Consider the following 24,624-nt stretch of genomic DNA (forward strand, 5'->3'; position numbering starts at 1 on the left):
GAGCGGAGGCGAGCCCGTCGAGGCGGAGTTGACGGTCGAGGTGGGATCGCTTCAAGTGCGCAAGGGCGAGGGCGGTGGCGGGCCTGGCGGCGGCGGTGGCGGTGGTCCCAAGGTGATCGGCGGCAACCCCGGAATCTCGATGACCATCGGGTTCGCCGGCGGCGGTGGTGGAGGCACGCCGGGCGGCGGCGGGGGCGGCTCGTCCGGTCGTGGCGGCGGTGCCGGCGCTACCCCGTTGCTGATGTTGATGGTGATGATCGACCCCGGAATCGTCTGACCGCTTGGCGTCGTCCCGACGACCGTTCCGTATCGTGCCGAACTGTTCACCGAGGACGGCTGATCCGCCACCTGAAAGCCGGCCTCTCGCAACCGCTGACGCGCCGCATCCACCTTGAGGCCGGAGACGCTGGGCACCCGACCACCCGGCGCACCGTCGACATAGCGCGGATCCGTTGGCGGAAGGCGCACCTCGCCGAAGTCGGTGGCGATCGGCTTCATCGCCGTGAACCACGTGCGGGCGGGCTCGCTGCCGCCAAACAAGTCCCCATTACCGCACTCGCGCAACGGAAATGAACAGATACCCGACGGAGTACTGGAATCTGCGAAGATGTAGTTCGCCGCCGCGTACTGATTGGTGAAGCCGAGAAATCCCGCCGACCGGTGCGACTCCGTCGTCCCCGTCTTGCCCGACATCGGCAGCTCCCACCCCGTCGACGCGGCCGCACCCGCTGCGGTCCCAGGGCTCTGATCGTCCTTGCTGAGCGCATTCGCGAACGTGTTCGCGAGCCCCTCGGGCACCGCCTGGTCGCACGGCTGACTGTCGACCGTCACCTCATTGCCGTGGCGGTCGAAGATCTTGTCGATCGGGTTCGGTGGGCACCACACACCGCCAGACGCCAGCGTCGCCGCCACGTTCGCCAACTCGAGCGCGTTCAGCTGGAACGGGCCCAACGTGAACGACCCGATGTTCTGCCTCTTGATGAACTCCGCCAAGCTTTCGTTGCTCTCGGGGTCGTATGCCCGCGCCGTTCCGGGCAGCGCGTACGACCGCAGCCCCAGTCGCACCGCCATGTCGACGGCGCGCGGAACACCCACCTGCTGAATCAATCTCGCGAAGGCGGTGTTCGGTGACGTCGCCAGCGCGTCGGTGACATTCATCGAGCCGCGGTAGTTCCCGGCGTTTTTCACACACCACGTCTCCTTCGGACAGCCCGGCGTATCGCTGCTGCCGAGGCCCCTGGCCTGGACTGAGCCCGGCACCTGCAACTGATTGTTGATGCCCATGCCCATTTCGAGCGCCGCCGCGGTGGTGAACACCTTGAAGATCGAGCCCGCGCCGTCGCCCACGAGTGAGAACGGCTGCTGCTGCACCGTTTCGTGGGCGTCGCCGTTGAGTCCATAAGTGCGACTGCTGGCCATCGCCACGACGCGATGGGCATCCTTGCCGGGCTTGATGACGCTCATCACGCTGGCCACCCCGTCGGCCGTCGGGCTGGCGAACTCGTCGATCGCCGACTTGACCGAATCCTGCACCTTCGGGTCGAGAGTCGTGCGGATGAGGTAGCCGCCGCGTGCCACCTGCTCCTTGCTGATGCCTGCCCTGGCCAGGTAGTCGAGCACATAGTCACAGAAGAAGCCGCGGTCCCCGGCGGCGACGCATCCTCCCGGCATCTGGTTCGGCCGGGCCAGCATCCCCAACGGTGCGGACTTGGCGGCACGAAGTTCGTCGGCCTGCCCAGACAGATTCTCGATCATGGTGTCCAACACCACGCCTCGCCGTTCCATCGCGGCCTGGGGATTGCTGTACGGGTCGAAGATGCTCGTGGACTTCACCAGTCCCGCCAACAGCGCGGCCTGCTGCCAGTTCAGGTCCGATGCATTGACGCCGAAGTAGGTCTGCGCCGCATCCTGCACGCCGAATGCGCCGTTTCCGAAATACACCAGGTTGAGGTACCGGGTGAGGATCTCCTCCTTGGACAGCGTCTCGTCGAGGGCGAGCGCCAAGCGCATCTCGCGCAGCTTGCGCGCGGGCGTCAACTCGACGGCGGCCCGCCGCTCGGCGTCGGTCTGAGCCGTGACCAGCAACCGGAAGTTCTTCACGTACTGCTGTTCGATGGTCGAGCCCCCGCGGGTGTTGATATTTCCGGCGAGGTAGCCGGAAATACCGGTGAGCGTGCCTTGCCAGTCCACCCCGTTGTGCTCGGTGAAGCGCTTGTCTTCGACCGAGACGATCGCCAGCTTCATCGTGTTGGCGATCCGATTGGAAGGCACTTCGAAGCGGCGCTGTGAGTACAAGCGCGCGATCGGCTTCCCCGCCGCATCCACCATCGTCGTGACCAGTGGGACGTCGCCCTTCAGCAGCTGTGCCGAGCCACTTGTGATGACGTCGGCAGCCCGGTTCGACACCAGCCCGATACTGCCGACCAATGGGAACAGCAGCGCGGCCACCAGTGCACCGGCAGACAGACAACACAAGATCAACTTCGCGACGGCATCCCACACCGACCGGTGCTCCCCCATGCACACAGATTAGTGAGCCGCAGACCGCACGGCGCGCATATCGACAGACCAATCGTCACCGGCCCCTACCGACGAACCGCCGCGCCGACGCCGACGCTGATCTGCGGTCAACGCGCTCCCCTCAGGTAGATCACCCGCGTCCGGAAGACGATGTCCTGCAACGATCTTCGCTGACGGTCGAGTGCGATCCACAGCAGTCCGACCGGGAACAGCACACAGCAGATCGATCGCAGCAATCCAACGAGAAGGCTCACGCGCGGTGACCGTCGCCCGACGACCCGCAGTCCCATCGTCACCGCGCCCGCGGTCGATCCCGAGACCGTCCAGCATCCCGTCAGGTACAACACCGCGACGGCAAACGTCACCACCGTCGAGAACACGGCGTTCAGTGACGGCAGGCTGAAGGCTGTCGGCGAATACACGAGCCTCACCAGCACCAGGCCTCCGTAGAGCGCGCCCATGATCAGCAGCACCACGACCAGGTCAATGACCGCAGCCAACCCCCGGGTGATGATACCGGCCGCCCGCTCACCGTCAGGTTCCGATGTGGTCACCGGGTGTCCCGGTCACGCCCCAGCATGCGATTGACCATTCCGGCCACGGCGTCGTCGGCGCGCTCACCCTGCGTGCGCACGTCCAGCATCACCTCGGCGGTCATCGAATTCGTCGATTCGCGGATGATCGCCGGTAGGTCTACACCTTCAATCACCTTGTCCGCCAGAGCGATGAGGTCGACCCGGTTGATCACCGCGTCGATGTCGAGATCGGCTGCGAGCGCGTCGATATCCACTCTTTCGCGTACGAGCGCGTTCAAATCCATCTCGTCGAGGACCAGGTCGACCAAACCGACCGCGACCGCGGCCACCAGTGCCTTGAATTGGTCGGCGCTCTGCGTCACCCATCTGTCACCCAGCTCGGACAGGCCGACGACGCCGCGCCGCATCAGCGGCCCGAACACCGGCACCTTCTCCGCGACGCGATAAGCGGCCTCCGCGGCGCCGACCGCCATCACCCCCGTACCCACCGCGGCGGATACCGCCGGGTGTTTCAGCAGGTCGACGCCGGTACCCATCACCGCATGGTAGTTCTCGCGGCGCACAAATCCTGCGCAACGGCGCTTGCCGAACAAACCTCACCCACTACATCGCCGAGCACTCCTGAGTGATCAGCCGTCGTCGTCCATCGCGGAGCGCAGGAACGGCAGCACCCAGCCCGAAAGCGGCCACACCGCCGCCAGCGCGAACGCGAACATCGCACCGACGATCCCGGCGATCGCGCGGTGCTTGCGGCGACTCTCGTCGGCGAACGCGCCGCTACGCAGCAGCAGGAACGTGGTGGTCAGCCAGCCCGCCAAATAGAGGGCACCGAGCGCATATTTCATATGCCACCGTTGTACCCCTTCGCGGGGGATCAGGTCGTTTCCACCCTGGCCTGCACGTGCGCGCGCAACCGCGAACCAAGCTCGGCGAGCGCCAGATCGGCTTCGGCGCGCACACCTGCCTGGAGGTGGATGTCGCGCCACAGCGCGTCGGATCGCTGGTGCTCGACATCTGTTGCCACGCCGACGATCTTCTCCACCAGCGGATCCTCGCCCGCGCTCTGCAACACAATCGGCGGCAGATCCGCGAAGTTCCCGCACACCGGAGACACCGCCGATGTGATCACCGGGCGGATCAGGCCCAACGCCGCCGGTCGCGCGATTCCCCTGTCCCGCAGCGTCATTGCCAGCGCCAGCGCCAGCCCGCCGCCCGCTGAATCACCCGCGATCACCGTCGTTTGAGGGTTCATGCCGGCTGCCAACAGCGCCGTGTACACCTCGACCATCTCCTCGAGCGCCACTGACTCCGGCGCCAACGAGTAGTCCGGCACCACGGCCGCCATCCACGCCGCCTCGGCCAGCCTGCCCGCGACGCGCCGATAGCCGTACGCGCTGCCCAGCCCGTACGCTCCGCCATGCAGATAGATCAGCGTTGCGTTGGCACCCAAGCTCACCGTCCGCTCCACCGGCACCCCGCCGACGACCTCTCGCTGCCAGTGCACGCCTTCGAGCGGTCGCGTCAACGCGGTGACGGCGTCATACATCTTTCGGTCAACGCGCACCGAGAACCGATGCGACGCTAACGGCGAGCGGCACCCCCTCAGTGCCGCCCGCACGATCTCACGACGAATCCTCACCATGTGTCGCGTCATGCATTGAGAATGGCTGTCAGCACGCCCCCGAGTCTTGACAAGATCGGACATTTTTTTACCATTTCGCGACAGAAAGCAACGATGGTCAACGTCATCCGGTCCACGGCGATGTGGGGCTACCCCGGGCTCGTCTTCGAGCGCGGGGCCGACCCGGCGGTGTTTCTGGACCGCTTCGACATCCCTTCGGGCACCGAGCTCGAGGTGGACACGTTCATCCCTTTTACGTCGCTCGTCCAAATACTCGAAGCCACCGCCGAGGAGCTGGCCTGCCCCGACTTCGGGTTGCGCCTATCGGGCCGCCAAGGCCTGCACATCATCGGGCCCGTTGCGGTCATCGTGCGCAGCGCGTCGACGGTGCTCAGCGGCATCGAAGCCGTCGAGCGCTTCCTCTACATTCATTCCCCCGCGCTCACGCTGGCCGCCCAGCCACGCGACGATGGCGGCGTCGAGTTCATCTACGAAATCGTCGAGCTGGGAGTTCCTCACATCCAGGCTTACGAGCTGAGCATGGGCATCGCCGCGCAGATCGTCCGCCTACTCGGCGGGCCGTCAGCGCGTCTGGACGCCGTCTCATTCCCGCATCCCCAACAGGGCACCGACGCCGCCTACCGTGACGCACTGGGCTGCGCTGTGTACTTCGAACGGCCGCGCGCCGGCTTCGAGCTGTCGGCGGAGCTGGCCGCCCGTCGCAACGAGAACGCCGACCCGCAAACACAACGCATCGCCACCGAATACCTCGAGGCGACGTATCTTCCGGCCACTGCCACGCTGGCCGACCGCGTGGCCGAGCTGGCACGCCGACTGCTACCCACCGGGCAGTGCACCGTCGAAGCGATCGCCGGTGAGCTCGCCGTGCATCCGCGAACGCTACAGCGGCGACTCGGCGACGAGGGTGCCCGCTGCCAAGACATCATCGACCGCGAACGCCGAGCGCAGGCCGCACGCTACCTCGCCGAACCGGACCTGCATCTCTCACAGATCGCCGGTCTGCTCGGGTATGCCGAACAGAGCGCGTTGAACCGGTCGTGCCGACGGTGGTTCGGCAGGACGCCGAGGCAGTGTCGGTCGGGTGCGCTGGTGTAGGACGTCGCGCTGAGTTCTCTCAACAGGCGTCGGTCAGAGCCGTCCTTTGAGGATCAGATTCCAGTACATCTGCGGCAGGGCGTAGCGGTCGAACGCCCAGGCCGATCGGCGCGGCTTCAGCGGATCGAGGAACGACGGCAATGAACTTCTCAGCGATCCCGTCCCGTCGAACTCGCCGAACATCAGCCGGCGCTCATCGGTCGCGATCGGCGCGACCGTGTACCCGTCGTACTCCTGGAACCGGCCACCGCTGCGCGCCGCCATCAGGTTGTCGACCAGGATCGCCGACTGCCGCCGGATCGCTCCGCCCGACGGGTCGGTGCCGACGTTCGCCGCGTCGCCCAGTGCCCACACGTTGGCGTGGGCCCGGTGCCTGAACGTCTTCGGGTCGATGTCGACCACCCCGTGCGCGTCGCCGTCGGCCAGACCCGACTCCTCGATCCACCTCGGTCCGCGAAAGGGCGGGACGAGATGCAACAGGTCATACGGCAACTTCTGCTCGACACCGTCGCCCACACGGACCGCCAGCTTCCGCTCCGCAGGATGTACTCCGGTCACGGTGGCGTTGTTCAGCACCTGCACGCCGATGTCGTCGAGACAGCGCCGCAGCCGGCCGTCGACCTCCGCGACCCCCAGCAGGTCCGGTCGATCGACAACCAGCGTGATGTCGATGTCATCGATGCACTCCATCCGCCGCCAGTACGCCGCCGCCAGAAACAGCGGCTTCAGCGTGGTACCCGTGCAGCTCACCGGCGGACGCGGGACCGTGAACACGGCATGCCCCGCCGCCATGGACTCCACCAGCTGCCACGTCTTCTCGGCATGGTCGAGATAGTTGCTCGCCACTGCGTCGGTGTCGAGGACGGTGAACACGTCGGCCAGCTCCGCCATATCGGGGACGAGTCCGGGCGCGAGGACCAAGTCGGTGTACCGATAGACGCGGCCACTCCTGCATCGAACCGTCTGCAGTTCGGTATCCACGCCGACGGCGGAGTCCTGCACCCACGTGCACCCATCCGGGGTCACCGACTCTTGTGTGCGCTCGGCGCTGCTGCGCGACGCCTGCCCGCCGCCCACATACGACAACAGCGGCCGATAGGTGTGCACCGCAAGCGGTTCCACCACTCCGACGCTGACGACTCCGCGCCGCAGCAGACGAGCGGCCACGCTGAGCCCCGCGTTGCCGCCACCGACGACCAGGACGTCGAAGGAATCCTCGCTGCGCTCCGGTGGGACTTCCATGGACGAGCATTACCCGGTTCGGCGCCCCCCAATCCCCTATTCCTCGGCCACCAACGCAAGCAGTCGCTCCAGCGTCGCCAACTGCTGCTCGTAGTCGCCGTCCAACTTCGTCAACAGCGTCGTGATCCCGGCCGCTCGGTAGCTGTCCAAGCGCTCCGCGATTCCCTCTTGCGTACCAACGAGATTCGTCAAACGTCCGAGATCGATGGGCACCGCAGCGCGCGCCTCGTCGCGTCGGCCGGCCTGCCACAGCTCGGCGACCCTGGCGACCTCGTCGCCATAGCCGAGTCTGCTGAACGCGTCGTTGTAGAAGTTGCGGCCGCCCGCACCCATCGCCCCGATGGTGAACGCATACCCGTCCGCATGCCGGCGCGAGGCCGCGTCGGCCGCCGCGTCGTCGTCATGGAACTCCACCGCCACCGGCGCGACCAGATCCAGGTCCGCCAGCGTGCGGCCCGCTCGCTGCGCGCCCGCACGCAACGGACCCAGCACCACCTCCGCTGCCTCCGGGATGAACGCGTTACCCAGCCACCCGTCCGCCGCCTCACCCGTCAGCCGCAGATTCCTCGGGCCCATCGCCGCCACATATACCGGCACATGTTGCGGCCGCACCATCGGTCGAAGCGCCGCGCCGCTGCTGTCCGCGAGCGGCAGCGGATAGATCTCCCCGTCATGTTCGAGTCGATCCCCCCGGCTGACGATCCGGATGATCTCGATCGTCTCCCGCGTCGTCTCGACCGGCTTGCGGAACCGGACCCCGTGCCACCCCTCCATCACCCGCGGCCCCGACGTCCCGATCCCCAGCAGGAAGCGTCCGCCCGACAACTCCTGCAGACTCAGCGCCGACGTCGCCAGCAGGGCTGGACTGCGCGAGCCCAGCTGCACCACGAAGGTTCCCAGCTTGATCGTCGACGTCTTCGCCGCGACATACGCCAGCCCGGTCAGCGCGTCGTACCCCCACACCTCCGGCACCCACAACGACTCGACGCCGATCCGCTCGGCGGCGACGGCGAAGTCCACCGCTCCCGGCAGTCGGGGCTCGATCATCGTCCCGATCTTCACCCGCGCCGCCTCCCTTGGCATGCTGCAACTGTGCGCCACCGCGATCAGCCCACCATAGAAGTCACCCAGCGGGTCCGCTGCGATGTGGCCACCGCGTGGTCCCACGTCACCGACATCACTCTGCCTGCCCGGTGCTCGTCAGAACTGCAGAGCGTCGAGTGGATCGACGGGGCCGGCGTCGAGGTGGGTGCTCGCTTCCGTGGCCACAACCAAAACGACGCGATGGGTCAGTGGCAGACCGTGTGCGAAGTCGTCGAGGTCGAGGATCAGCGCCGCTGGGTGTGGAATGTGTTGGGCATCGAAGGAACTGCCGCGACATGGGGTTTCGAAGTCGAACCAGCCAGCGACGGCGTGCTCATTCGTCAGTGGGCCCGACTGGGACCGGGCACGTCCGGGCTGACTATCGGGATCGCGAACCAACCCCACAAGGAGGCCCGCATCGTCGCCCGCCGACTGTCCGAGTGGCAGCAGAACATGCAGGCCAACCTGGAGTGGATCCGGTCGCACGTCGAAGCGTAGGTGCTTCAAGATCAATCGATGAAGGAGAACGGTGACATGACGAAGGGCGCATACCGCCAGCAGCCGATGCTGCGCCGGGTCGGAATGATGGTCGCGTGCTGTGCACTCGCGGTCACGACCGCCGCGTGCTCATCGTCCGATGAGACGTCGGATGAGACGTCCTCGGTTGAGACATCGTCGGCAACCAGCGCGCCCCCCACATCGACAGCGGCATCCCCAACCGCCGCACCGCCGTCGACAGTGACCGCCACCGCGCCCGCACCTGCGACCGTGACCATCACTCAACCCAAGGCCACCCCCGGCGTGAACATCGAGCCGATCAACGGGCCGTTCCAGTCGCCGTCCGGCAACATCCGCTGCACGACATTCGACTCTGACGGCCGCAACACCGTGCGCTGTGAGGTCGTCGAACATGTATGGCAGGCCCCACCCCGGTCCCCTGACTGCCAACTGAACTGGGGTGACCGGGTTGAACTGACCGAGGACGGCGCCGCGGTCTTCAGCTGCTACGGCCAGAACCTTCCCGACCCGCAGGCCACCCTCGAGTACGGCAAGGTCGCCACCTTCGGTTCCATCTCGTGCACCAGCGAAACCGTGGGAATCATGTGTCTGGACAACGACACCGGCCACTTCTTCAACGTGTCGCGCGACGCATATCAGGTCGGCTGATCCTGCTGCTGGTGAGCGTGCGGCCAGTAGCATCCACTCGGTGTCCACCGATTCCCCCGTTGAAACCGGGGATCGCCACGCATCGGGACTAGCCGCCGTGATGACGGTGGCCGCCATGGGCATCGGCTACGGCATTGCCATCGGCGACCCAACCACGCTGTCTGCCAACCTGCAGGTTGTTTCCGCTGGTCTGCACATCACCGGCACCACCTCCACGTTCGTCGCCAGCCTGGCCACGCTGACCATGGCCGCCACTGTGCTGAGCGCCGGCGCCCTCGGCGATCTGTACGGCATGCGCCGCATGTACCTGCTGGGCCTGTCGGGCGTGATCGTGTTCAGCGCGCTCGCCGCCGCCGCGCCGGTGGCAGCGATTCTGATGATTGCTCGCGCCGGCGTCGGCGTGGCGTTCGCGTTCCTGATCGGGTTGTCGCTTGCGCTCACCAATGCGGTGTTCCCGCCGCGAAGGCGGGCCGCGGCCATCGCGGCCTACTTCGGTGTGGGATACGCCATCGCCACGCCAATGCCCGCGATAAGTGGTGCACTCGGACACGCTATCGGCTGGCGCGCATGCTTTCTCGTGGTGCCGCTCATCGCGGTCCTCGGATTGGCGATCACATGGCGATTCGTGCCCGAAACGCTGCGTGCCAGCCGACGCCTCGACCTGCCCGGCTTGTTCCTGTTCGCCATCGCTCTGCTGGGCCTCATCTTCGGTACGTCCCGAATGGAGACCGGCATCGACCTGACCGGTCTCGTCTCCGTCGCGCTCGGCATCGTGGCGGGTGTCGGGTTCGTGATTCGAGAACTGCGCACCCCCGACCCGGCGCTGGACATGCGGGTATTCCGCTCCGGCCGGTTCAACGCGGCGGTTACGGCCGGAGTCATGTTCAACATCGTGCTCGGCGGGTCCATGGTGCTGCTGGCCTTCTACCTTGTGACGATTCGCAAGGAATCCCACGAGCTGTTCGGCTTCCTGCTCATCCCCGCCACCGCGATGGCCGCAGTGGCCGCCACCGCAGCCGGTCCGGTGATCAGAAGCATCGGTCCCCGCGCGGTGATGATCACCGGCCTTCTCGCCATGCTGGCCGGTCTGCTCGTGCTGAGGTTGTTCGACCTGAACACCGGGCGCACAGTCGTTTTCGTCACCGCAGCTCTGATCGTCGTCGGCGGTGCACTGGTCACCACCCCGCAGGCGACGATCATGATGAGTAGCGCGCCTGACGATCTCGGCGGCGCGGTATCGGCTGTCAAGAGCGCGGTCAACGAGGGCGGATACTCACTCGGCCCGGCCCTGTTCGCGCTCATCGGAATCAACCTTTTCCTCACCGATAGCGTGCACGACTTGTCGAAATCCGGTATCAGCCGTGCGGAGACACGCGAAGCGTTGGTGACGGCACACGGTGGCCAGCAGGCTCACCTCGTCAATCCCGAGCAGGCGCGACTGGTGGTGGAACAAGCGCCGCACAACGCTATCGATGCGATTCACACGCTGAGTCTGATGATGGCCGTTGGGCCGGTCGTGGCGATCATCCTGGCGCTCTGGCTCATCAAGCCCGCCGCCAAATCGTGACGCCTGAGACGGTGCTGACCGAACTGATCGACGTCCCCGGGGGTTCGTTCCGCATGGGCTCCAATGACTTCTATCCCGAAGAGGCGCCTGCCCATACCGCCACCGTCGACGGATTCGCGATCGAGCGCCACCCGGTGACCAACGCCCAGTTCACCCAGTTCGTCGACGACACCGGTTACGTCACGATCGCCGAAAAGCCTTTGGATCCAGCCCAATTCCCCGACGTACCGCCGGAGGATCGGGCACCGGGAGCGCTGGTGTTCCAGCCGACCGCCGGTCCTGTCGACCTGCGCAACTGGCGCTTGTGGTGGACCTGGATGCCCGGTGCGTGCTGGCGACACCCCCGCGGACCGGAGTCGTCGATCGAGAACCTCGACGAGCATCCCGTGGTCCAGATCGCCTACCCCGACGCCAACGCCTACGCGCAGTGGGCCGAGCGACGGCTGCCCACCGAAATCGAATGGGAGTACGCGGCGCGGGCGGGATCGACGACGGTGTACCCCTGGGGCGACACCGCGCGACCGGGCGACGAATTGATGGCCAACACCTGGCAGGGCCGCTTCCCCTACCGCAACGACGGCGCCGACGGTTGGACCGGCACCTCGCCCGTCGGCACGTTCGCCGCCAACCCGTTCGGACTCGTCGACATGATCGGCAACGTCTGGGAATGGACCACCACCCACTACCGGCCGGGCCACCGCCCCGGCCAGCCCGCTAAGTCCTGCTGCACTCCCATGCTCTCGGCCGACCCCGCGGTGATGCAGACCCTCAAGGGCGGCTCACACCTGTGCGCGCCCGAGTACTGCCACCGCTATCGCGCGGCGGCGCGCTCGTCGCAATCGCAGGACACCGCCACGTCGCACATCGGGTTTCGCTGCGTGGCCTGAGCGATCAGTACGGCGTGACGGTCGTTCCGTCGACGGAGACGTTCATGCCGTGGACGCTCTTGATGTTCGTCAGACGCGTCCCTTCGATCGTCAACAACAGGGCCCAGCCGTGAAACCGATACGGCTGGCCGTTGACCATCGTCACCTCTTGACCGGAGGTCGGACCGATACCGCCTTCGGCCCAAGTGACCTTCCCGGCGGGGTCCACTGATGCGACGCGACTGCCGACCGGAGCACCAGCGAATCCCGCGGGGTTTTCGCACGCGGCGGCCTCCGCCGTGACCACGCAGCGCACGTTGCCGGCGGTGCGGAGGTACTGGGCGACGGGGTTGTAAGCGCCCGGCTGCGCCGAGGCCGTCGGGGCAATCCCACCCCCCATGACCGCTGCGACCACCCCCAGAACTGCAGCCGATTGTCGTTTCATGAGCTTTCCTTCAGCGCGCAGGCATCGTCGTCTGGGTGATTGTGCGCCATCGATCCCCCATATTTGTGCCGATTGGCATCCGCGAAGCGTCCGGCTCCGAATACCTGGTGAAGCGCATGAGAGGAAACCAGTTGACCACTGCACAGGCCGACAGCAGGGCACCGTCGGTGCGATCGTGGCGGTGGATCGCCGCGCTCTTGGCGCTCACTCAGCTCGCCGCGCCCGTGATCGCGAACGCGGTGGCCCCCGACTTCCTGAAGTCAGGAGCGACGAACCAGGCACTCATCACCCCCGCCGGTTACGCGTTCAGCCTGTGGGGACTGATCACCGCCCTGAGCGCGGCGACGGCGTTGGCGGTCCTGCGTTACGGCCTTGGCTCGTGGTGGGAGACGAGCGTGCTCGTCGACGCCAGCGTGGCGTTCATCGGATTCAGCGTCTGGCTCCTCGTGGCTTCGCAGGACTGGCTGTGGGTCAGCGTCGCGGTGTTCGCGGTGATGGTGTCGGCGCTGATCCACATCATGCGACTGCTGGTGCGGCGGCGCCATGACCTGACCTGCCCGCCCTGGGTCGCGCTGCTCACCACCGTGACATTCGGCCTCTATCTCGGCTGGAGCAGCATCGCGGTGTTCGCGAATGTCGCTGCAGCGCTTATCCAGAGCGGTGTCTCAGCGTCGACCGCCTGGTGGCAATTCATCGTGCTGGCCGCCGCGGGTGCCTGCGCGCTGATCCTGACGACGATGCTGCGCGGCACCCCCGGTTATGCGGCGGGAGTGGTGTGGGCGCTCGTGGCGATCGCGATCGGCGCGGCCGGCCGGGACAATACGTTCCTATCGGTGACGGCCGTCGTGGCCACCGTGCTCGTCGTCATTGCGACAGTCGCGGCGATACAACGTCATCGCGCACATCCGACTCATTCTTCTGAGTAGTCGAAGCTCAGCCACCGCTGCGGCCGCATCCGGATGAGCACCGACGTCGGGGTCAGGTTCGCCTCGGTGAACTGGTTGCCCGCCTCCTCGCCGAGATAACGGACGGCGATCGGGCGCGCATAGTCGTCGGTCGCCGGGCTGATGTCGGTGACGTCACCCTCGGCGGTGACGTACTTGTATGGCGGCTGCTCATCCTGAGCGGTGATCGAGAACCGGCCGGCATCGCGGATCAGCCGATGCTTGAGTGAATCGGACTCGGTCCACAACAGCACCTCGCCGCCGGGTTCATACCCGTACCAGATCGGGACACTGAGCGGGGCGCGGTCTTTACGTTCGACCGCGATCACCCCGACGTGCAGATCGGACAGGAACTTTTCGCGGTCATCACTGCTCATCTTGGCCATATACGGCCAAACCGCGTCCCACCAGATCGCATTCCCGGGGCGTCAGTGCAGCGAGACGAGGTCGTGCACGGAGTCCTGGGGCAGCGGTCCGTCCACGACGGCCGTCACCTCCATGTTCTTCAACGTGATCGCGCCCTTGTGGTTGTCGAGGAAAGCGGTGTCGGCGGCGTCGCGTCCGGTGGCGATGCGCACCATGGACTGTCGCGGAGACAGGCACGTCGCATCGACGACGCGCCAGACTCCCTCGACGTACGCCTCGGCGACCGCATGGAAATCCATCGGCTCACAACCCGGGGCGTACACCGCGACCAGCCGAGCGGGCACGTTCACGGCGCGCAGCAGTGCGACCACCAGATGGGCGTAGTCGCGGCACACGCCCTCGCCGGCCAGCACGGTGTCGGCCGCGCCGTCGATCGGGTCGCTGGATCCCGGTACGTAGTTCAGCCTGGTGCCCACCCACGACGACACCTTCTCCAGCAGGGTCTCCGAGTCGGCATAATCCGCGAATTCCGTTGCGGCGAAACCGAAGAACTTGTCGGCCTCGGCGTAACGGCTCGGCCGCAGGTAGGTGATCAGGTCGATGTCGTGCACCGGCGCGGGGTCGGCCTGCCCGTAGACCGTCGCCGTGTAATCGGCGGTGACGGTGCCCTCGGGTGCCGCAAAGCGGTGAATCCGCGTGCCGTGCTTGCCGATGACCTCGTCGGGGGTGACGGGCTTGCCGTTGCACGTGAAGGTGAGCGACTCGGTCACGCGTGCGCCGGGATGATCGGCGATGGCGATCTGGAACTCGAGGATGGTGGGCGCCGTGACGGCCACTTCGAGGTTGGCGCCGACGTCGCGCTTGAGTTCGCTCGTCGGCGCCTCGTCCGTCGCGTCCGCTGTTGATCGTCGCCACTCAGGCATCTCAGCCATCGCGCACCACTTCCGTCGGGAGGGTGTAACCCTAACGGCGTTCGCGGAGGTCGGCAGCGCGACAAAAGTGCTAGGAGCTCCCCGATCGCCCGGTCTGCTGCTGCAGCTCGTCGATGAGCTCGGACGCCTGCGCCTTGGTCAGGTCGTCGGGGATATCGCGTCCCGCTTCCTGGGCCAGGGTGCCGAGGTAACTGCGCTGCGGGCCGGTCATGGGCTCGTCGCCGGTCACCCACTCGGACGTCTCCTTCTCGGCGTTCTCCATCGGGGCTTGCTGAGTGTCCTTGGTCATGACCGCAGAATTGCCATCGCACATGCGTTCGAAACATGTCCGGGCTCACCGTCGAGCCAGCAAACCCTCCCCGCCACAGATGAATGCAAGAAACGTGCGCAAACCCCGCACCGCAACGGGCTGCAGCGGATCATATCGCCGAAAATCGTCCCGCCCACAGCCTCGCAGATCCGTGTGACCAGCGCTGACACGGAGCGGCACCGCGTGGGCGAAAAATTGGCGCACAGGGGGCGCTCCGACCAGTGGTAATGTTTCAGCAAACATGGAAGCTGCTATCTCGAGGGTGGGGTTGTTCGACATGGGCAAGAACTTGGAGGTCGATCCGGTCGAGGTGCGGATGGCCGCCGATCACGTCGATGTGGCCGCCGACGGCCTGCGTTCGGATCACGGCGTCGCACAGGAACGCATCGGCACCGCCCAGGCCGGCTGGATCGGGACCAGCGGTGACGCGCTCGCCAAGGTCGCCACCAAGTGGGAAGAAGACACCACCCGCCACTACAACGAGCTCATCGCGCACGTCGAGGGTTTCAAGTCGGCGGCGGTGAGCTACGTCGGCACCGACAACCAGCAGGCCACCGAGATCGAAAACGCGGGTCCGGATCTGGGGCTGTAATCCGTGGGGATAACGCTTGCCGACGTCCAGAATTGGCAGCCCGAGCAGATCGACGAAGTGTCACAGGCGGCAGCGCAACGTGCCCGCACCAGTGGCGAAGCCGCCGAAACGCTGCGCAACCTTTCGGTGTTCGGGACGTGGAAGGGCGAAGCCGGCGAGGCCGCGCAGCAGGCCATCAACCAATCGGCCACCACCCTGTCCCTGTCGCAGAAGGAGGCCTTCCTCGTCGCGATGGGCGCGGGGAAAGCCGCCGGTGACGTCCGCAAGGTCAAGAACGACCTCCAAAGCCTGCTCGATTACGCCAACGCCGCCCCGCATGTCCAGATCGACCTGGCCACCAACACGGTCACGCCGCCCGACACCACCGGCTGGCCCGCCGAAAAGATTGAGGAGCTGAGAGCGAAGACCGAAGATGTCGAGAACCGGATGGGGGCCGTGCTGGCCGCCGCCGAGGAAGCCGACGCCGACCTGGCGCGGGTGCTCACCGCCGCGACCGGAGGCGACCCCGGGCTTCCCGGAGAGCAGGGCACCAACGACGGACAGTCACTGCAGGACGGCCAACTCACGCCTGAGGAGATGGCGCGTCTGGAGGAGAACACCAACCTGACGCCCGAGCAGCAGGAGGCGTTGGTCCGCGGCGATCTGGTGCTGCCCACGAGCCAGATGGAGTACCTCAACAACTTGTCTCGGTCGCTGGATGGCAAGAGCCCGGCCGAGATTCGCTCGATGATCGACCAGATGAACGCCAACGGCCAGAACGGCGGCGCCGTGGCCGACGCGCTGCAGCTGCTGGGCAACGAGAACATCACGACGGCCGGCGATCCCGCCGAAGGCGTGCCGACGCAGGGCGGTATGGCGAACCTGCCGTCGGGTATCCGCGAAACATTCGAGCGGCCCACGCGCGGGATTGCGGTGCCTACCCAAGGCACCAACGAGCAGGGCAATCCGACCATCGAGATGCCCGACCTCGAGCATCCGTTCCCCGAGCTCAACAATTACCGCGACATCGCGGCGATCGTGTCGGCCGGCGACGCGAACCTGCAGCATGGGACGGCGTTGGACAAAGCCCTGCTGGACAAGTCGGAGGAGGTCCTGCACGGCACGCACAACCCGCCGTATTACCCGTGGGCCGAAAATGTCGAATGGACACAGGAACGCATCGACCCGGCGGTGCAGGACATGCTCAACGCGGCCGGACGCGACCAGATGGCCGTGCACAGCGAGCTCACGGGCGCCGACGGGAAGACGCCCAACACGGCGTTCATGGAGGACCTGTTCACCCATCAGTGGGCGGACGACGGCGCCGCGGCAGGCACGCTGCTCAACGGCACCGGTGCAATACCGACCGACCTCACCGACCCCACGCAGATGGACCAGGCCACCCGCGCCGGGCAGATCATGCATACGGTCGACTCGTTTGTCGGCAGCGCCGAGTACTCCCCGCGGTTGCTCGACATCCCCGGCCTGGACGGACAGTCGGTCGGTCAGGTCAACCCCGAGCTCACCCAGGCCCTTGCCGAGGCCAACAAGCCTTACATCGACGACATGCTCGGCAATTCCCTGGACGACAGCCAAGGTTTCCGCCCGTTGGATGACATGAAGAACCCGGAGATGCCGGTCATGCGGGATCTGTTCGCGGTGATCGACAGCAATGCGGATGCCGCCACCATCCTCAACAGCCAGGCGTATCTCAATGGCCTTCAGTATCAAGCCAACTTCGAGCAGTCCATCATCGACGGCGGCACGGTCAACACGGGCGATCTGCAGTCAGCCGGCACGTTGCGGGGCGTGATCGATTCCGCGGCCAACATCGCCGACAACGACGCCATCGAATACGGCAACCTGCAGGAGGTGTTGGCCTACGAGAGTCGTGGCATGTGGTTCGACGTGGCCAAGACGATCGGCGGGGAGCTCCCCTTCGTCGACAAGATCCTGGAGTGGAACGACAAGATTCCGGGTGATCCGCTGCACCAGATCTTCGTCGGCGACGCGCCCGTGGGCGCCGACCCGACCTACATCGCCCAGCAGAGTTCCGAAATGATGCAGTACGCCGTGGCGCAACGGTTGATCGACGCCAACCTCGGCGACCCGTCCGTCTTCCAGCAATTCGGCCTGATCGACCCCGAGACCAACCAACTCAGGCCGATCAAGCAGGACGACTTCGGCGACTTCCGCTCTGCCTTCACGGATTACTTCATGGGAATCAACCCGACGGTGAAGATCGGTATCGAGGACTACGAGGACGCCTACCGGGACGCGCTGCCCACGCCGACGGGGCACACGGGAGGATAGCGAGCGTGAAATCGATCGTGCGGTGCTGCGCGGTGCTGCTGCTGACCGTGGTCGGGCTGACGGGGTGCCGCACCGACGAGCCGCCCGCGCCGACGTTTACGAATTGGCCGCAGAGTCTGGCCGACTTCCGGTTCCGGTGGGCGGCCGAGCCGGGCATCGACCTGGTGTCAGGCCCGGCGGTGCCGCTGCGCGCATATCTGGAGTCGTACCGGATCGCTGAACTCACTCGCGAGATCGGCGACGTTTACCCGGGGTTCGAGCGCGCTGTCCCGCAACTGCCGTCCGACTCGGACGCCCCCGCGCAGCTGCTGTCCATCCGACCCTCGTTCGAGGGTGAGCCGTTCGGTCCCCCGGGACCGTTCTTCGGCAACGAGTTCTTCCACATCCTCGAGATCACGCCGATCGAGGGCGGCTACCGCGCCTACGTGTGCGACGGCTTGTACAAGATCTTCCGCGACGGCAAGGAGGAGGACGAGGGTAAGTACGTGTCGGTTGTCGGCTACCGCGCCCGCACGGGCCTCGGCGACGTCAACGGCATGAAGGTGTGGCGGGTCGAGTTCACCGACAGCCCGCCGGCCGCCGACGCACCCGCGAAGGTCACCGACCAAAGCGGGCCCAACCCAGCGCCTGCCGGAGACGTGTTCGGGCCGTGGCGCATCACCGGTGCGAACGACGCCATCTGGGGATCCATGGTCAATCGTGAGTCCACCGCCGACGAACGAGTCGACGGCGCACAACGGCTCTCGCAATGCTCCGATCTGCTGCCGCACTGGCGCACCGAGCGGGACGCGAACATCAGGGCCTCACTCGACACGCCGCCTGCCGCCGAGCCCGCGTCACCCGGCTGGCCAGAGGCGACGGCGTAATGGGACATCCCAAATCCCCAATCCAGTACCGGCGGTACGTATAACTCGTATTCGAGCCGGGTAGTCAGCCTTCACCGACACTGCGCTATCCCGGGGAGGAATCGATGCCGGAAGTCCAGCTGCATCATGACGGGCATCCGAAATACCGCCGCATGGTTCGCTTCGACTGGTCGCAGACACCTCTGCACTGGGTGCCCGACGATCCGTTTACGACGCACATGATCAACGTCCTGCACTTGTTGCTCCCCGAGGGGGAACGGCACTTCATCAAGGCGGTTCTGGAGGCCTCGTCACTGGTCGAGGATCCCGAATTGGAGTCGGCGATCAAACCGTTCGTGCAGCAGGAGTCATGGCACGCCTGGGCACACCAGGTCGTGCTGGACCATCTCGCCGAGCAAGCGATCGACACCAAGCCCTATACCGACCGCCTTGGACGCACCCTATCCATCACGCTCGGCGACCCGCCGAAGCTGCTTCCGAAGCGGCTGCATCGGTGGTGGCTCTATCGCCGACTGGCCGACGTCGCTGCCCTCGAACACTTCACCGCCATGCTGGGCCAGTGGGTGCTGCAGAACCGCACCCACGACGAAATCGGCACCGACCCGATGATGCTCGACCTCCTGCGCTGGCACGGCGCTGAGGAAGTCGAACACCGCTCGCTGGTCTACGACGTTTACCAACACGTGAGCGGCAACTACTTCATCAGGGCCTTCTCGATGCTGATGACGACGCCGCTGTTCGTCGGCTGGTGGGTTGCCGGGGCACGCTACTTGATGAACGCCGACCCGACGATCAACCAGAAGTGGCGGTGGCGTGACTGGGTTCGGGCTGCCCGCAAGGGCCGACTGCCCGGACCGTCGACGCTGCTGGTGACCGCTCCGTTGCGGTACCTGCGGCCCAGTCACCATCCCGACAGTGAGGCCTCGACCGAGCGGGCCATCGAATATCTGGAGTACTCCCCCGCTGCGAAGGCCGCCCGCGAACGGGCCGGCGCCCGGCAACGACCGCAGGGTGCCGAGATGACCAGCGGTCAGCAGATCTCCGAGGTGGAAAGGACTGGCGCACAATGAAAGTAGTGGTCGATCTCGACACCTGTGACGGCAACGGCGTCTGCATGAGCATCTGCCACGAGGTTTTCGACGTGCAGGAGGACGGGCTGCACGTGCTGCAGGATCACCCGAGCGACGACTTGCGCCATCAACTCAAGGGCGCGGAAGTGTCATGCCCTACCCAGGCGATCACGGTGAAGGACTGACGCGCTGATGCTTCGCGACATAGTCGTCGTCGGCGCCGGTCTGGCGGGAATGCGCGCCGCCGAAACGTTGCGGCAGCACGGCTACGACGGCACGCTGACCGTCGTCGGCGACGAGCGCCACGCGCCCTACCACCGTCCGCCGCTCTCGAAGAAACTTCTCAGCGGACAGATTCAACGCGCGGGGATCGACCTAGCGCTGCAGTTCGACTTCGACGCCCGCGTCCTGCGCGGCGCCTCGGCGCGCAAGCTCGACACGTCGGCGCGCACCATTGACCTCGACGACGACGGCACACCGCTATCGCTGCACTACGACGGCCTCGTCATTGCCACCGGCGCCACACCGCGCGCCTGGCCCGGCGGGGCGGTACCCGACGGTGTCCTGCTGCTTCGCACGGTCGACGACTGTCTCGCGATCCGCGAACGACTTTCGGCGCGGCCACGGGTCGTGGTGGTCGGCGGCGGGTTCATCGGCGCCGAGGTCGCCGCAACGTGCCGGACGCTTGGGCTCGACGTCACGCTGATCGAACGCGGCAATGGTCTGCTGCAGTCCGCGCTCGGCGCCGAGATGGCCGAGTGCTGGGCGAAATTGCACACCCAGCACGGTGTCGACCTCAGGGTCGGTGCCGACGTGCAGGCGTTCGTCGGCGACCGAAGGGTGGAAGGCGTCACGCTGGGCGACGGCTCGCAGGTTGCCGCCGACCTTGTCATCGTCGGGTTGGGCGTCACCCCCGCCACCGACTGGCTCGAAGGGTCAGGGCTGCGCGTCGACGACGGTTTGGTGTGCGACGCGACCGGTGCGGTCGACGGTTGCGACAACGTCGTCGCCGCGGGTGACATCGCGCGCTGGTGGCATCCACGCTACGAACGCCACCTCCGCATCGAGCACTGGGACCACGCGGGACGCCAGGGCGAAACCGCGGCCCGGACGCTGCTCGGCAGTGCGGCTGCCTACGACGGCTTGCCGTACTTCTGGTCCGACCAGTACGACGTCAAGCTTCAGATGCTGGGTGTGCCGACGGGCTACGACGCCTTCACCATCGTCGAGGGCCGACCCGACGACTGGGACTTCACCGGGGCCTACGGGCGCGAGGGCCACACCATCGCGGTGCTGTCGACGATCCCCGGCCGGGTTCAGGCCTACCGCGACGCGATTGCACAGGCAGCGGCCTTTCCACCGAGACCGGCGTAGCACAGGTGCGGGTCGCCATCAGCGGGGCCGGTGTCGCGGGCACAGCGCTCGCATACTGGTTGGACCGCGCCGGCCACACCCCCGTTTTGATCGAGCAGGCGCCGCGATTCCGGACCGGCGGCTACATGATCGACTTCTGGGGCGTCGGCTACCGCGTTGCGGAGCGGATGGGCATCGAGGAGCAGATCTGCGAACTCGGCTATGACGTGAACTGTCTGCGCTCGGTCAGCCACGACGGCGAGGTCAAGGCGGAACTCGGCGTCGAGACCTTCCGCCGCATGCTCGACGACGACTTCATCAGCCTGCCCCGCGGTGACCTCGCTGCGGCGATCTACCGCACCATCGACGGCCGAGTCGAGGCCCGTTACGGCGACAGCATCAGCACGATCGAGCAACTCGGCAACGGCGTCCGCCTGAGCTTCGAGCACGCCCCGCCTGAACAGTTCGACCTCGTCATCGGCGCGGACGGGCTGCACTCGACCGTGCGGCGGCTGGAATTCGGACCCGAGGGTGACTACCTGCACTACTTGGGCTGCCAGGTCGCCGCATGCGTGGTCGACGGTTACCGCCCCCGCGACGACCTCGCGTACGTCACCTACAACACCATCGGCCACCAGATCGCCCGCTTCGCCCTGCGCGGCGACCGCACGATGTTCCTGTTCGTGTTCCGCTCCGCGGACAGCAGTGACGAGACCCCACCGAAACAGCGGTTGCGCAATGAGTTCGGCCAGCTCGGCTGGGAGTGTCCGCAAATACTCGATGCGGTCGATGACGTCGAGGATCTCTACTTCGACGTCGTGAGCCAGGTCCGGATGAACCGCTGGTCGCGCGACAGAGTACTGCTGATCGGCGACGCCGCAGGATGCATCTCGTTGCTCGGCGGCGAGGGCACCGGGCTGGCGATGACGGAGGCGTACGTCGCCGCCGGCGAACTCGTCCGCGCGGACGGCGATCACCGCCGCGCCTTCGACGCGTACGAGAGCCGACTGCGTCCGCTGATCTCGTCCAAACAGGTCAGCGCCCAGCGGCTCGTCGGCTTCTTCGCGACGCGAACCCGCTTCGGGCTGTGGTTCCGCAACGTCGCCATCCGCACCATGAACTTCTCTCCAGTGGCGACGCTGTTCTCCGGCAGCGTGCGCGACGACATCGAACTGCCCGATTACGCCATCTAGGTCGCCGGGTTCAGCTAATCGCCGAACGGTCGCACGACCCAATAAGAGCAGGTGATCCAGGCGGCGCTGCGCAATTGTGCAACGGTTTCCGTTGTCCATAAGTGCAGTTACTGACATGCACGCAAGATCACACTTAGACAAGCTGACCAAAGGTCTTGCAGCCAAACAAAACTGGAAGTTTTCCGAAGCTGCAGACGGGCGACGAAATCCGTACTACCCTCAACTTTGGTTGAGTTCCCAGCCCGCCGGCAGCGCCGTTCTGGTGCCGCGTACTGGACTCACTCCAGGACGCTCTCCGGCGACACCTCTACAAAAACGATCTTGGGGTTGTGCAATGAGGGATGGGACCGTGCGTATCGGTCGGCCGGATCCTGCTTCGGTAGATGAGCACCGACAATGCGGCAGAGCGACGTTTGCAGTGCGACGGCTCGCCGCGTCACGCCTGGCCGTCGCGGTGATCGGCGACATCGACGCCTGTAACGGACGCGAACTCGGCCGCTTCGTCGAACAGCACACCGGGATTTCGCGCCAGCTCGTGCTCGATCTTCGGGCCGTCGACTTCGCGGGCACGCAGGCTTTCACGGCGATCTACTACATCAGCGTCCACTGCGCCCGAAACGACGTCGACTGGATCCTGGTCGGCAGCCACCCGGTGCGACGCCTGCTCTCGATCTGTGACCCCAACGGAGAACTGCCGCTCGTCGACGACCTCCCGTCGGCGCTGGAGCGACTGACCCGCACGGCGCGGTGCCACCAGCACGTTCGATCCGCGGTATAGCTGCCGCTCCACATCTCGCAGTATTCAATCTATTGATCCATTCTGCGCATCAGTCATGCCCAAAACAGTCTTGGACAGGCATGGATCGGGCTCCTACCGTAAGTGGCAGACCAGAGACCATCGACGGCCTAGGAAGTCATGACTGCCACCATTGCGGGCCCATTGAAGTCCACCGAACCCACCGGACAGATGCTCATCGCCGGCGAACCCGTCCAGGGATCCGGCAAGCCCATCAACGCCTTCGACCCCGCTACCGGCGCGACGCTCGAGCCCGCCTACCGATACGGCGATAGCTCCCACGTCGAAGCCGCCTGCGCCGCCGCGGCCGCCGCCTTCCCGATCTACCGCGCCACCGACTCCGAGCAGCGCGCCCAGTTCCTCGAGACCGTCGCCGCCAACATCGAGGCTGCCAAAGACGCCATCATCGCCCGCGCCACCGCGGAGACCGGTCTGCCCACCGCCCGCATCACCGGCGAGGTCGGCCGCACCACCGGCCAGCTCCGCCTCTTCGCCTCCGTCCTGCGCGAGGGCTCCTGGAACAGCGCCCGTATCGACCCCGCGCAGCCCGACCGCCAGCCCGCGCCGCGGCCCGACATCCGTCAGCGTGCCATCCCCCTCGGTCCCGTCGCCGTCTTCGGCGCCTCCAACTTCCCGCTGGCCTTCTCCGTCGCCGGCGGTGACACCGCCTCCGCGCTCGCCGCGGGTTGCCCCGTCGTCGTCAAGGGTCACGACGCCCATCCAGGCACCTCCGAGCTCGTCGGCCGCGCCATCACCGACGCCGTCGCCCAGGCCGGTCTCCCGAAGGGAACCTTTTCGCTGCTCTTCGGCGACGGCCCCGACCTCGGCATCGCCCTGGTCACCGATGCGCGAATCAAGGCCGTCGGCTTCACCGGATCCCGTTCCGGCGGAACAGCTCTCGTGAAGGCAGCCGCCGCCCGGCCCGAGCCCATCCCCGTCTACGCCGAGATGAGCTCCATCAACCCGGTCTTCCTGCTCGACGGTGCGCTGAGCACCCGCGGCGCCGATCTCGGCAAGGCGTTCGTCGGCTCGCTCACCATGGGGTCGGGCCAGTTCTGCACGAACCCCGGCCTGGTCGTCGCCGCCGACGGTCCGGGGCTCGACGACTTCGTCACCGCCGCCCGCGACGCGCTCGCCGGATCACCCGCCACCCCGATGCTCACCCCGAACATCGCGGGCAGCTACGCCGACGGCGTCACCGCGCTCAGCAAGGAGGCCGATCTCGTCGGCCGCGGCGAGGCTGGCGACAGCGAATGCGCTTGCCGCGCAGCTTTGTTCGCCACCGACGCCGCCGGCTTCCTGAACTCCGAGCAGCTGCAGGCCGAGGTCTTCGGCTCGTCCAGCCTCATCGTGCGCTGCAAGGACGCCGCCGAGATGCGGGCAGTCGCCGAGAACATCGAGGGTCAGTTGACCGCGACCGTGCACGCCGACGAGTCCGACCACCCAGAAGCCGCAAAGCTCCTGCCGGTGCTCGAACTCAAGGCCGGACGCATCCTGTTCGACGGCTGGCCCACCGGCGTCGAGGTCGGCCACGCCATGGTCCACGGCGGCCCGTATCCGGCCACCTCCGACTCCCGCAGCACCTCGGTCGGCTCGCGGGCCATCGAGCGTTTCCTGCGGCCCGTCGCCTACCAGGATGTGCCGACGTCGTTGCTTCCCAGCCCGATCGCCGACGGCAACCCCGACCATCTGTGGCGCCGCATCGACGGCCAGCTCACCGCCGACTGACCCATCACTCACCAAGGAG

The 24,624-nt window shown here is 66.5% G+C and carries 27 protein-coding genes; 15 read left to right on the plus strand and 12 right to left on the minus strand.

The window, feature by feature from the left end:
- Positions 1–51: 51 nt before the first annotated feature.
- The 5 genes from ponA2 to BST47_RS22840 all read right to left on the minus strand — a co-directional run bounded on the left by ponA2 (position 52) and on the right by BST47_RS22840 (position 4,710).
- Positions 52–2,520 (minus strand): transglycosylase/D,D-transpeptidase PonA2, encoded by a 2,469-nt coding sequence (gene ponA2 / locus BST47_RS22820; protein ID WP_083128079.1) that lies wholly within the window; start codon positions 2,518–2,520, stop codon positions 52–54.
- A 107-nt stretch (positions 2,521–2,627) separates the two neighbouring features.
- Positions 2,628–3,074, minus strand: a complete 447-nt coding sequence (locus BST47_RS22825; protein WP_083127941.1) for an RDD family protein — start codon at positions 3,072–3,074, stop codon at positions 2,628–2,630.
- Positions 3,071–3,592 carry a hypothetical protein gene (locus BST47_RS22830; RefSeq protein WP_234809830.1) on the minus strand — a complete coding sequence of 174 codons (522 nt, stop codon included), beginning with the start codon at positions 3,590–3,592 and terminating at the stop codon, positions 3,071–3,073. The genes BST47_RS22825 and BST47_RS22830 overlap by 4 nt, the downstream gene beginning before the upstream one ends.
- A gap of 93 nt (positions 3,593–3,685) precedes the next feature.
- On the minus strand, positions 3,686–3,901 hold the full coding sequence (locus BST47_RS22835; RefSeq protein WP_083127942.1) for a hypothetical protein: 216 nt from the start codon (positions 3,899–3,901) through the stop codon (positions 3,686–3,688).
- A 29-nt stretch (positions 3,902–3,930) separates the two neighbouring features.
- Positions 3,931–4,710, minus strand: a complete 780-nt coding sequence (locus BST47_RS22840; RefSeq protein WP_234809831.1) for an alpha/beta hydrolase — start codon at positions 4,708–4,710, stop codon at positions 3,931–3,933.
- 81 nt (positions 4,711–4,791) lie between these two features.
- Between BST47_RS22840 and BST47_RS22845 the strand changes: the two genes are divergently transcribed.
- Positions 4,792–5,793, plus strand: coding sequence for an AraC family transcriptional regulator (locus tag BST47_RS22845; protein WP_083127945.1), 1,002 nt, complete (start codon positions 4,792–4,794; stop codon positions 5,791–5,793).
- A gap of 33 nt (positions 5,794–5,826) precedes the next feature.
- On the opposite strand, the gene BST47_RS22850 is transcribed toward BST47_RS22845, so the two are convergent.
- Together BST47_RS22850 and BST47_RS22855 are read right to left on the minus strand one after the other, a co-directional pair.
- Positions 5,827–7,035: an NAD(P)/FAD-dependent oxidoreductase gene (locus BST47_RS22850; RefSeq protein WP_083127946.1), complete on the minus strand. Its 1,209-nt coding sequence runs from the start codon at positions 7,033–7,035 to the stop codon at positions 5,827–5,829.
- A 36-nt stretch (positions 7,036–7,071) separates the two neighbouring features.
- Entirely contained in the window at positions 7,072–8,118 is a 1,047-nt protein-coding gene (locus BST47_RS22855; RefSeq protein ID WP_234809832.1) for an LLM class flavin-dependent oxidoreductase, read from the minus strand.
- A 9-nt stretch (positions 8,119–8,127) separates the two neighbouring features.
- Here BST47_RS22855 and BST47_RS22860 point away from each other — a divergent pair, with 9 nt between their 5' ends.
- Positions 8,128–8,616, plus strand: coding sequence for an SRPBCC family protein (locus BST47_RS22860; protein WP_083127948.1), 489 nt, complete (start codon positions 8,128–8,130; stop codon positions 8,614–8,616).
- Between the two features lie 11 nt (positions 8,617–8,627).
- On the opposite strand, the gene BST47_RS22865 is transcribed toward BST47_RS22860, so the two are convergent.
- Positions 8,628–8,894, minus strand: a complete 267-nt coding sequence (locus BST47_RS22865) for a hypothetical protein (protein WP_083127950.1) — start codon at positions 8,892–8,894, stop codon at positions 8,628–8,630.
- Here BST47_RS22865 and BST47_RS22870 point away from each other — a divergent pair.
- From BST47_RS22870 to BST47_RS22880, 3 genes are read left to right on the plus strand one after another with little or no spacing between them, the layout of a single operon-like run.
- Positions 8,887–9,285: a DUF6636 domain-containing protein gene (locus tag BST47_RS22870; RefSeq protein ID WP_083127952.1), complete on the plus strand. Its 399-nt coding sequence runs from the start codon at positions 8,887–8,889 to the stop codon at positions 9,283–9,285. The genes BST47_RS22865 and BST47_RS22870 overlap by 8 nt on opposite strands.
- Before the next feature lie 40 nt (positions 9,286–9,325).
- Positions 9,326–10,852 (plus strand): MFS transporter, encoded by a 1,527-nt coding sequence (locus tag BST47_RS22875; RefSeq protein WP_234809833.1) that lies wholly within the window; start codon positions 9,326–9,328, stop codon positions 10,850–10,852.
- Between the two features lie 11 nt (positions 10,853–10,863).
- A complete protein-coding gene (locus BST47_RS22880) occupies positions 10,864–11,739 on the plus strand; it encodes a formylglycine-generating enzyme family protein (RefSeq protein WP_083128082.1) in 876 nt (291 codons plus the stop codon).
- Between the two features lie 4 nt (positions 11,740–11,743).
- Here BST47_RS22880 and BST47_RS22885 read toward each other — a convergent pair whose 3' ends face one another.
- Positions 11,744–12,163 carry a hypothetical protein gene (locus BST47_RS22885; protein ID WP_083127954.1) on the minus strand — a complete coding sequence of 140 codons (420 nt, stop codon included), beginning with the start codon at positions 12,161–12,163 and terminating at the stop codon, positions 11,744–11,746.
- Positions 12,164–12,294: 131 nt separating this feature from the next.
- Between BST47_RS22885 and BST47_RS22890 the strand changes: the two genes are divergently transcribed.
- Positions 12,295–13,089, plus strand: coding sequence for a TspO-related membrane protein (locus BST47_RS22890; RefSeq protein WP_234809834.1), 795 nt, complete (start codon positions 12,295–12,297; stop codon positions 13,087–13,089).
- On the opposite strand, the gene BST47_RS22895 is transcribed toward BST47_RS22890, so the two are convergent.
- The 3 genes from BST47_RS22895 to BST47_RS22905 all read right to left on the minus strand — a co-directional run bounded on the left by BST47_RS22895 (position 13,074) and on the right by BST47_RS22905 (position 14,694).
- Positions 13,074–13,493 carry a pyridoxamine 5'-phosphate oxidase family protein gene (locus tag BST47_RS22895; protein WP_207568671.1) on the minus strand — a complete coding sequence of 140 codons (420 nt, stop codon included), beginning with the start codon at positions 13,491–13,493 and terminating at the stop codon, positions 13,074–13,076. The genes BST47_RS22890 and BST47_RS22895 overlap by 16 nt on opposite strands.
- A gap of 42 nt (positions 13,494–13,535) precedes the next feature.
- Positions 13,536–14,396: a transglutaminase-like domain-containing protein gene (locus BST47_RS22900; RefSeq protein ID WP_083128086.1), complete on the minus strand. Its 861-nt coding sequence runs from the start codon at positions 14,394–14,396 to the stop codon at positions 13,536–13,538.
- A 79-nt stretch (positions 14,397–14,475) separates the two neighbouring features.
- Positions 14,476–14,694 carry a DUF3072 domain-containing protein gene (locus BST47_RS22905; protein WP_083128087.1) on the minus strand — a complete coding sequence of 73 codons (219 nt, stop codon included), beginning with the start codon at positions 14,692–14,694 and terminating at the stop codon, positions 14,476–14,478.
- Positions 14,695–14,956: 262 nt separating this feature from the next.
- On the opposite strand from BST47_RS22905, the gene BST47_RS22910 reads away from it, so the two are divergent.
- The 9 genes from BST47_RS22910 (at position 14,957) to BST47_RS22950 (ending at position 24,605) form a co-directional block, all read left to right on the plus strand.
- Positions 14,957–15,307: a WXG100 family type VII secretion target gene (locus BST47_RS22910; protein WP_083127956.1), complete on the plus strand. Its 351-nt coding sequence runs from the start codon at positions 14,957–14,959 to the stop codon at positions 15,305–15,307.
- Positions 15,308–15,310: 3 nt separating this feature from the next.
- Positions 15,311–17,599, plus strand: coding sequence for a TPR repeat domain-containing protein (locus BST47_RS22915; protein ID WP_083127958.1), 2,289 nt, complete (start codon positions 15,311–15,313; stop codon positions 17,597–17,599).
- A gap of 5 nt (positions 17,600–17,604) precedes the next feature.
- Positions 17,605–18,465 carry a hypothetical protein gene (locus BST47_RS22920; protein ID WP_133056239.1) on the plus strand — a complete coding sequence of 287 codons (861 nt, stop codon included), beginning with the start codon at positions 17,605–17,607 and terminating at the stop codon, positions 18,463–18,465.
- A gap of 104 nt (positions 18,466–18,569) precedes the next feature.
- Positions 18,570–19,535 (plus strand): metal-dependent hydrolase, encoded by a 966-nt coding sequence (locus tag BST47_RS22925; RefSeq protein ID WP_083127962.1) that lies wholly within the window; start codon positions 18,570–18,572, stop codon positions 19,533–19,535.
- Positions 19,532–19,720: a ferredoxin gene (locus tag BST47_RS22930; RefSeq protein WP_083127964.1), complete on the plus strand. Its 189-nt coding sequence runs from the start codon at positions 19,532–19,534 to the stop codon at positions 19,718–19,720. The genes BST47_RS22925 and BST47_RS22930 overlap by 4 nt, the downstream gene beginning before the upstream one ends.
- A gap of 7 nt (positions 19,721–19,727) precedes the next feature.
- Positions 19,728–20,909 (plus strand): NAD(P)/FAD-dependent oxidoreductase, encoded by a 1,182-nt coding sequence (locus BST47_RS22935; protein ID WP_083127966.1) that lies wholly within the window; start codon positions 19,728–19,730, stop codon positions 20,907–20,909.
- Between the two features lie 5 nt (positions 20,910–20,914).
- Complete coding sequence (locus tag BST47_RS22940) at positions 20,915–22,081, plus strand: FAD-binding domain (protein WP_083127968.1); 1,167 nt, start codon at positions 20,915–20,917, stop codon at positions 22,079–22,081.
- A gap of 334 nt (positions 22,082–22,415) precedes the next feature.
- Positions 22,416–22,859 carry an STAS domain-containing protein gene (locus tag BST47_RS22945; protein ID WP_083127970.1) on the plus strand — a complete coding sequence of 148 codons (444 nt, stop codon included), beginning with the start codon at positions 22,416–22,418 and terminating at the stop codon, positions 22,857–22,859.
- Between the two features lie 138 nt (positions 22,860–22,997).
- Positions 22,998–24,605 (plus strand): aldehyde dehydrogenase (NADP(+)), encoded by a 1,608-nt coding sequence (locus BST47_RS22950; RefSeq protein WP_083127972.1) that lies wholly within the window; start codon positions 22,998–23,000, stop codon positions 24,603–24,605.
- Positions 24,606–24,624 lie beyond the last annotated feature (19 nt).

Source organism: Mycolicibacterium tusciae (genome assembly GCF_002086795.1).
GTDB classification, from domain to species: Bacteria; Actinomycetota; Actinomycetes; order Mycobacteriales; family Mycobacteriaceae; genus Mycobacterium; species Mycobacterium tusciae.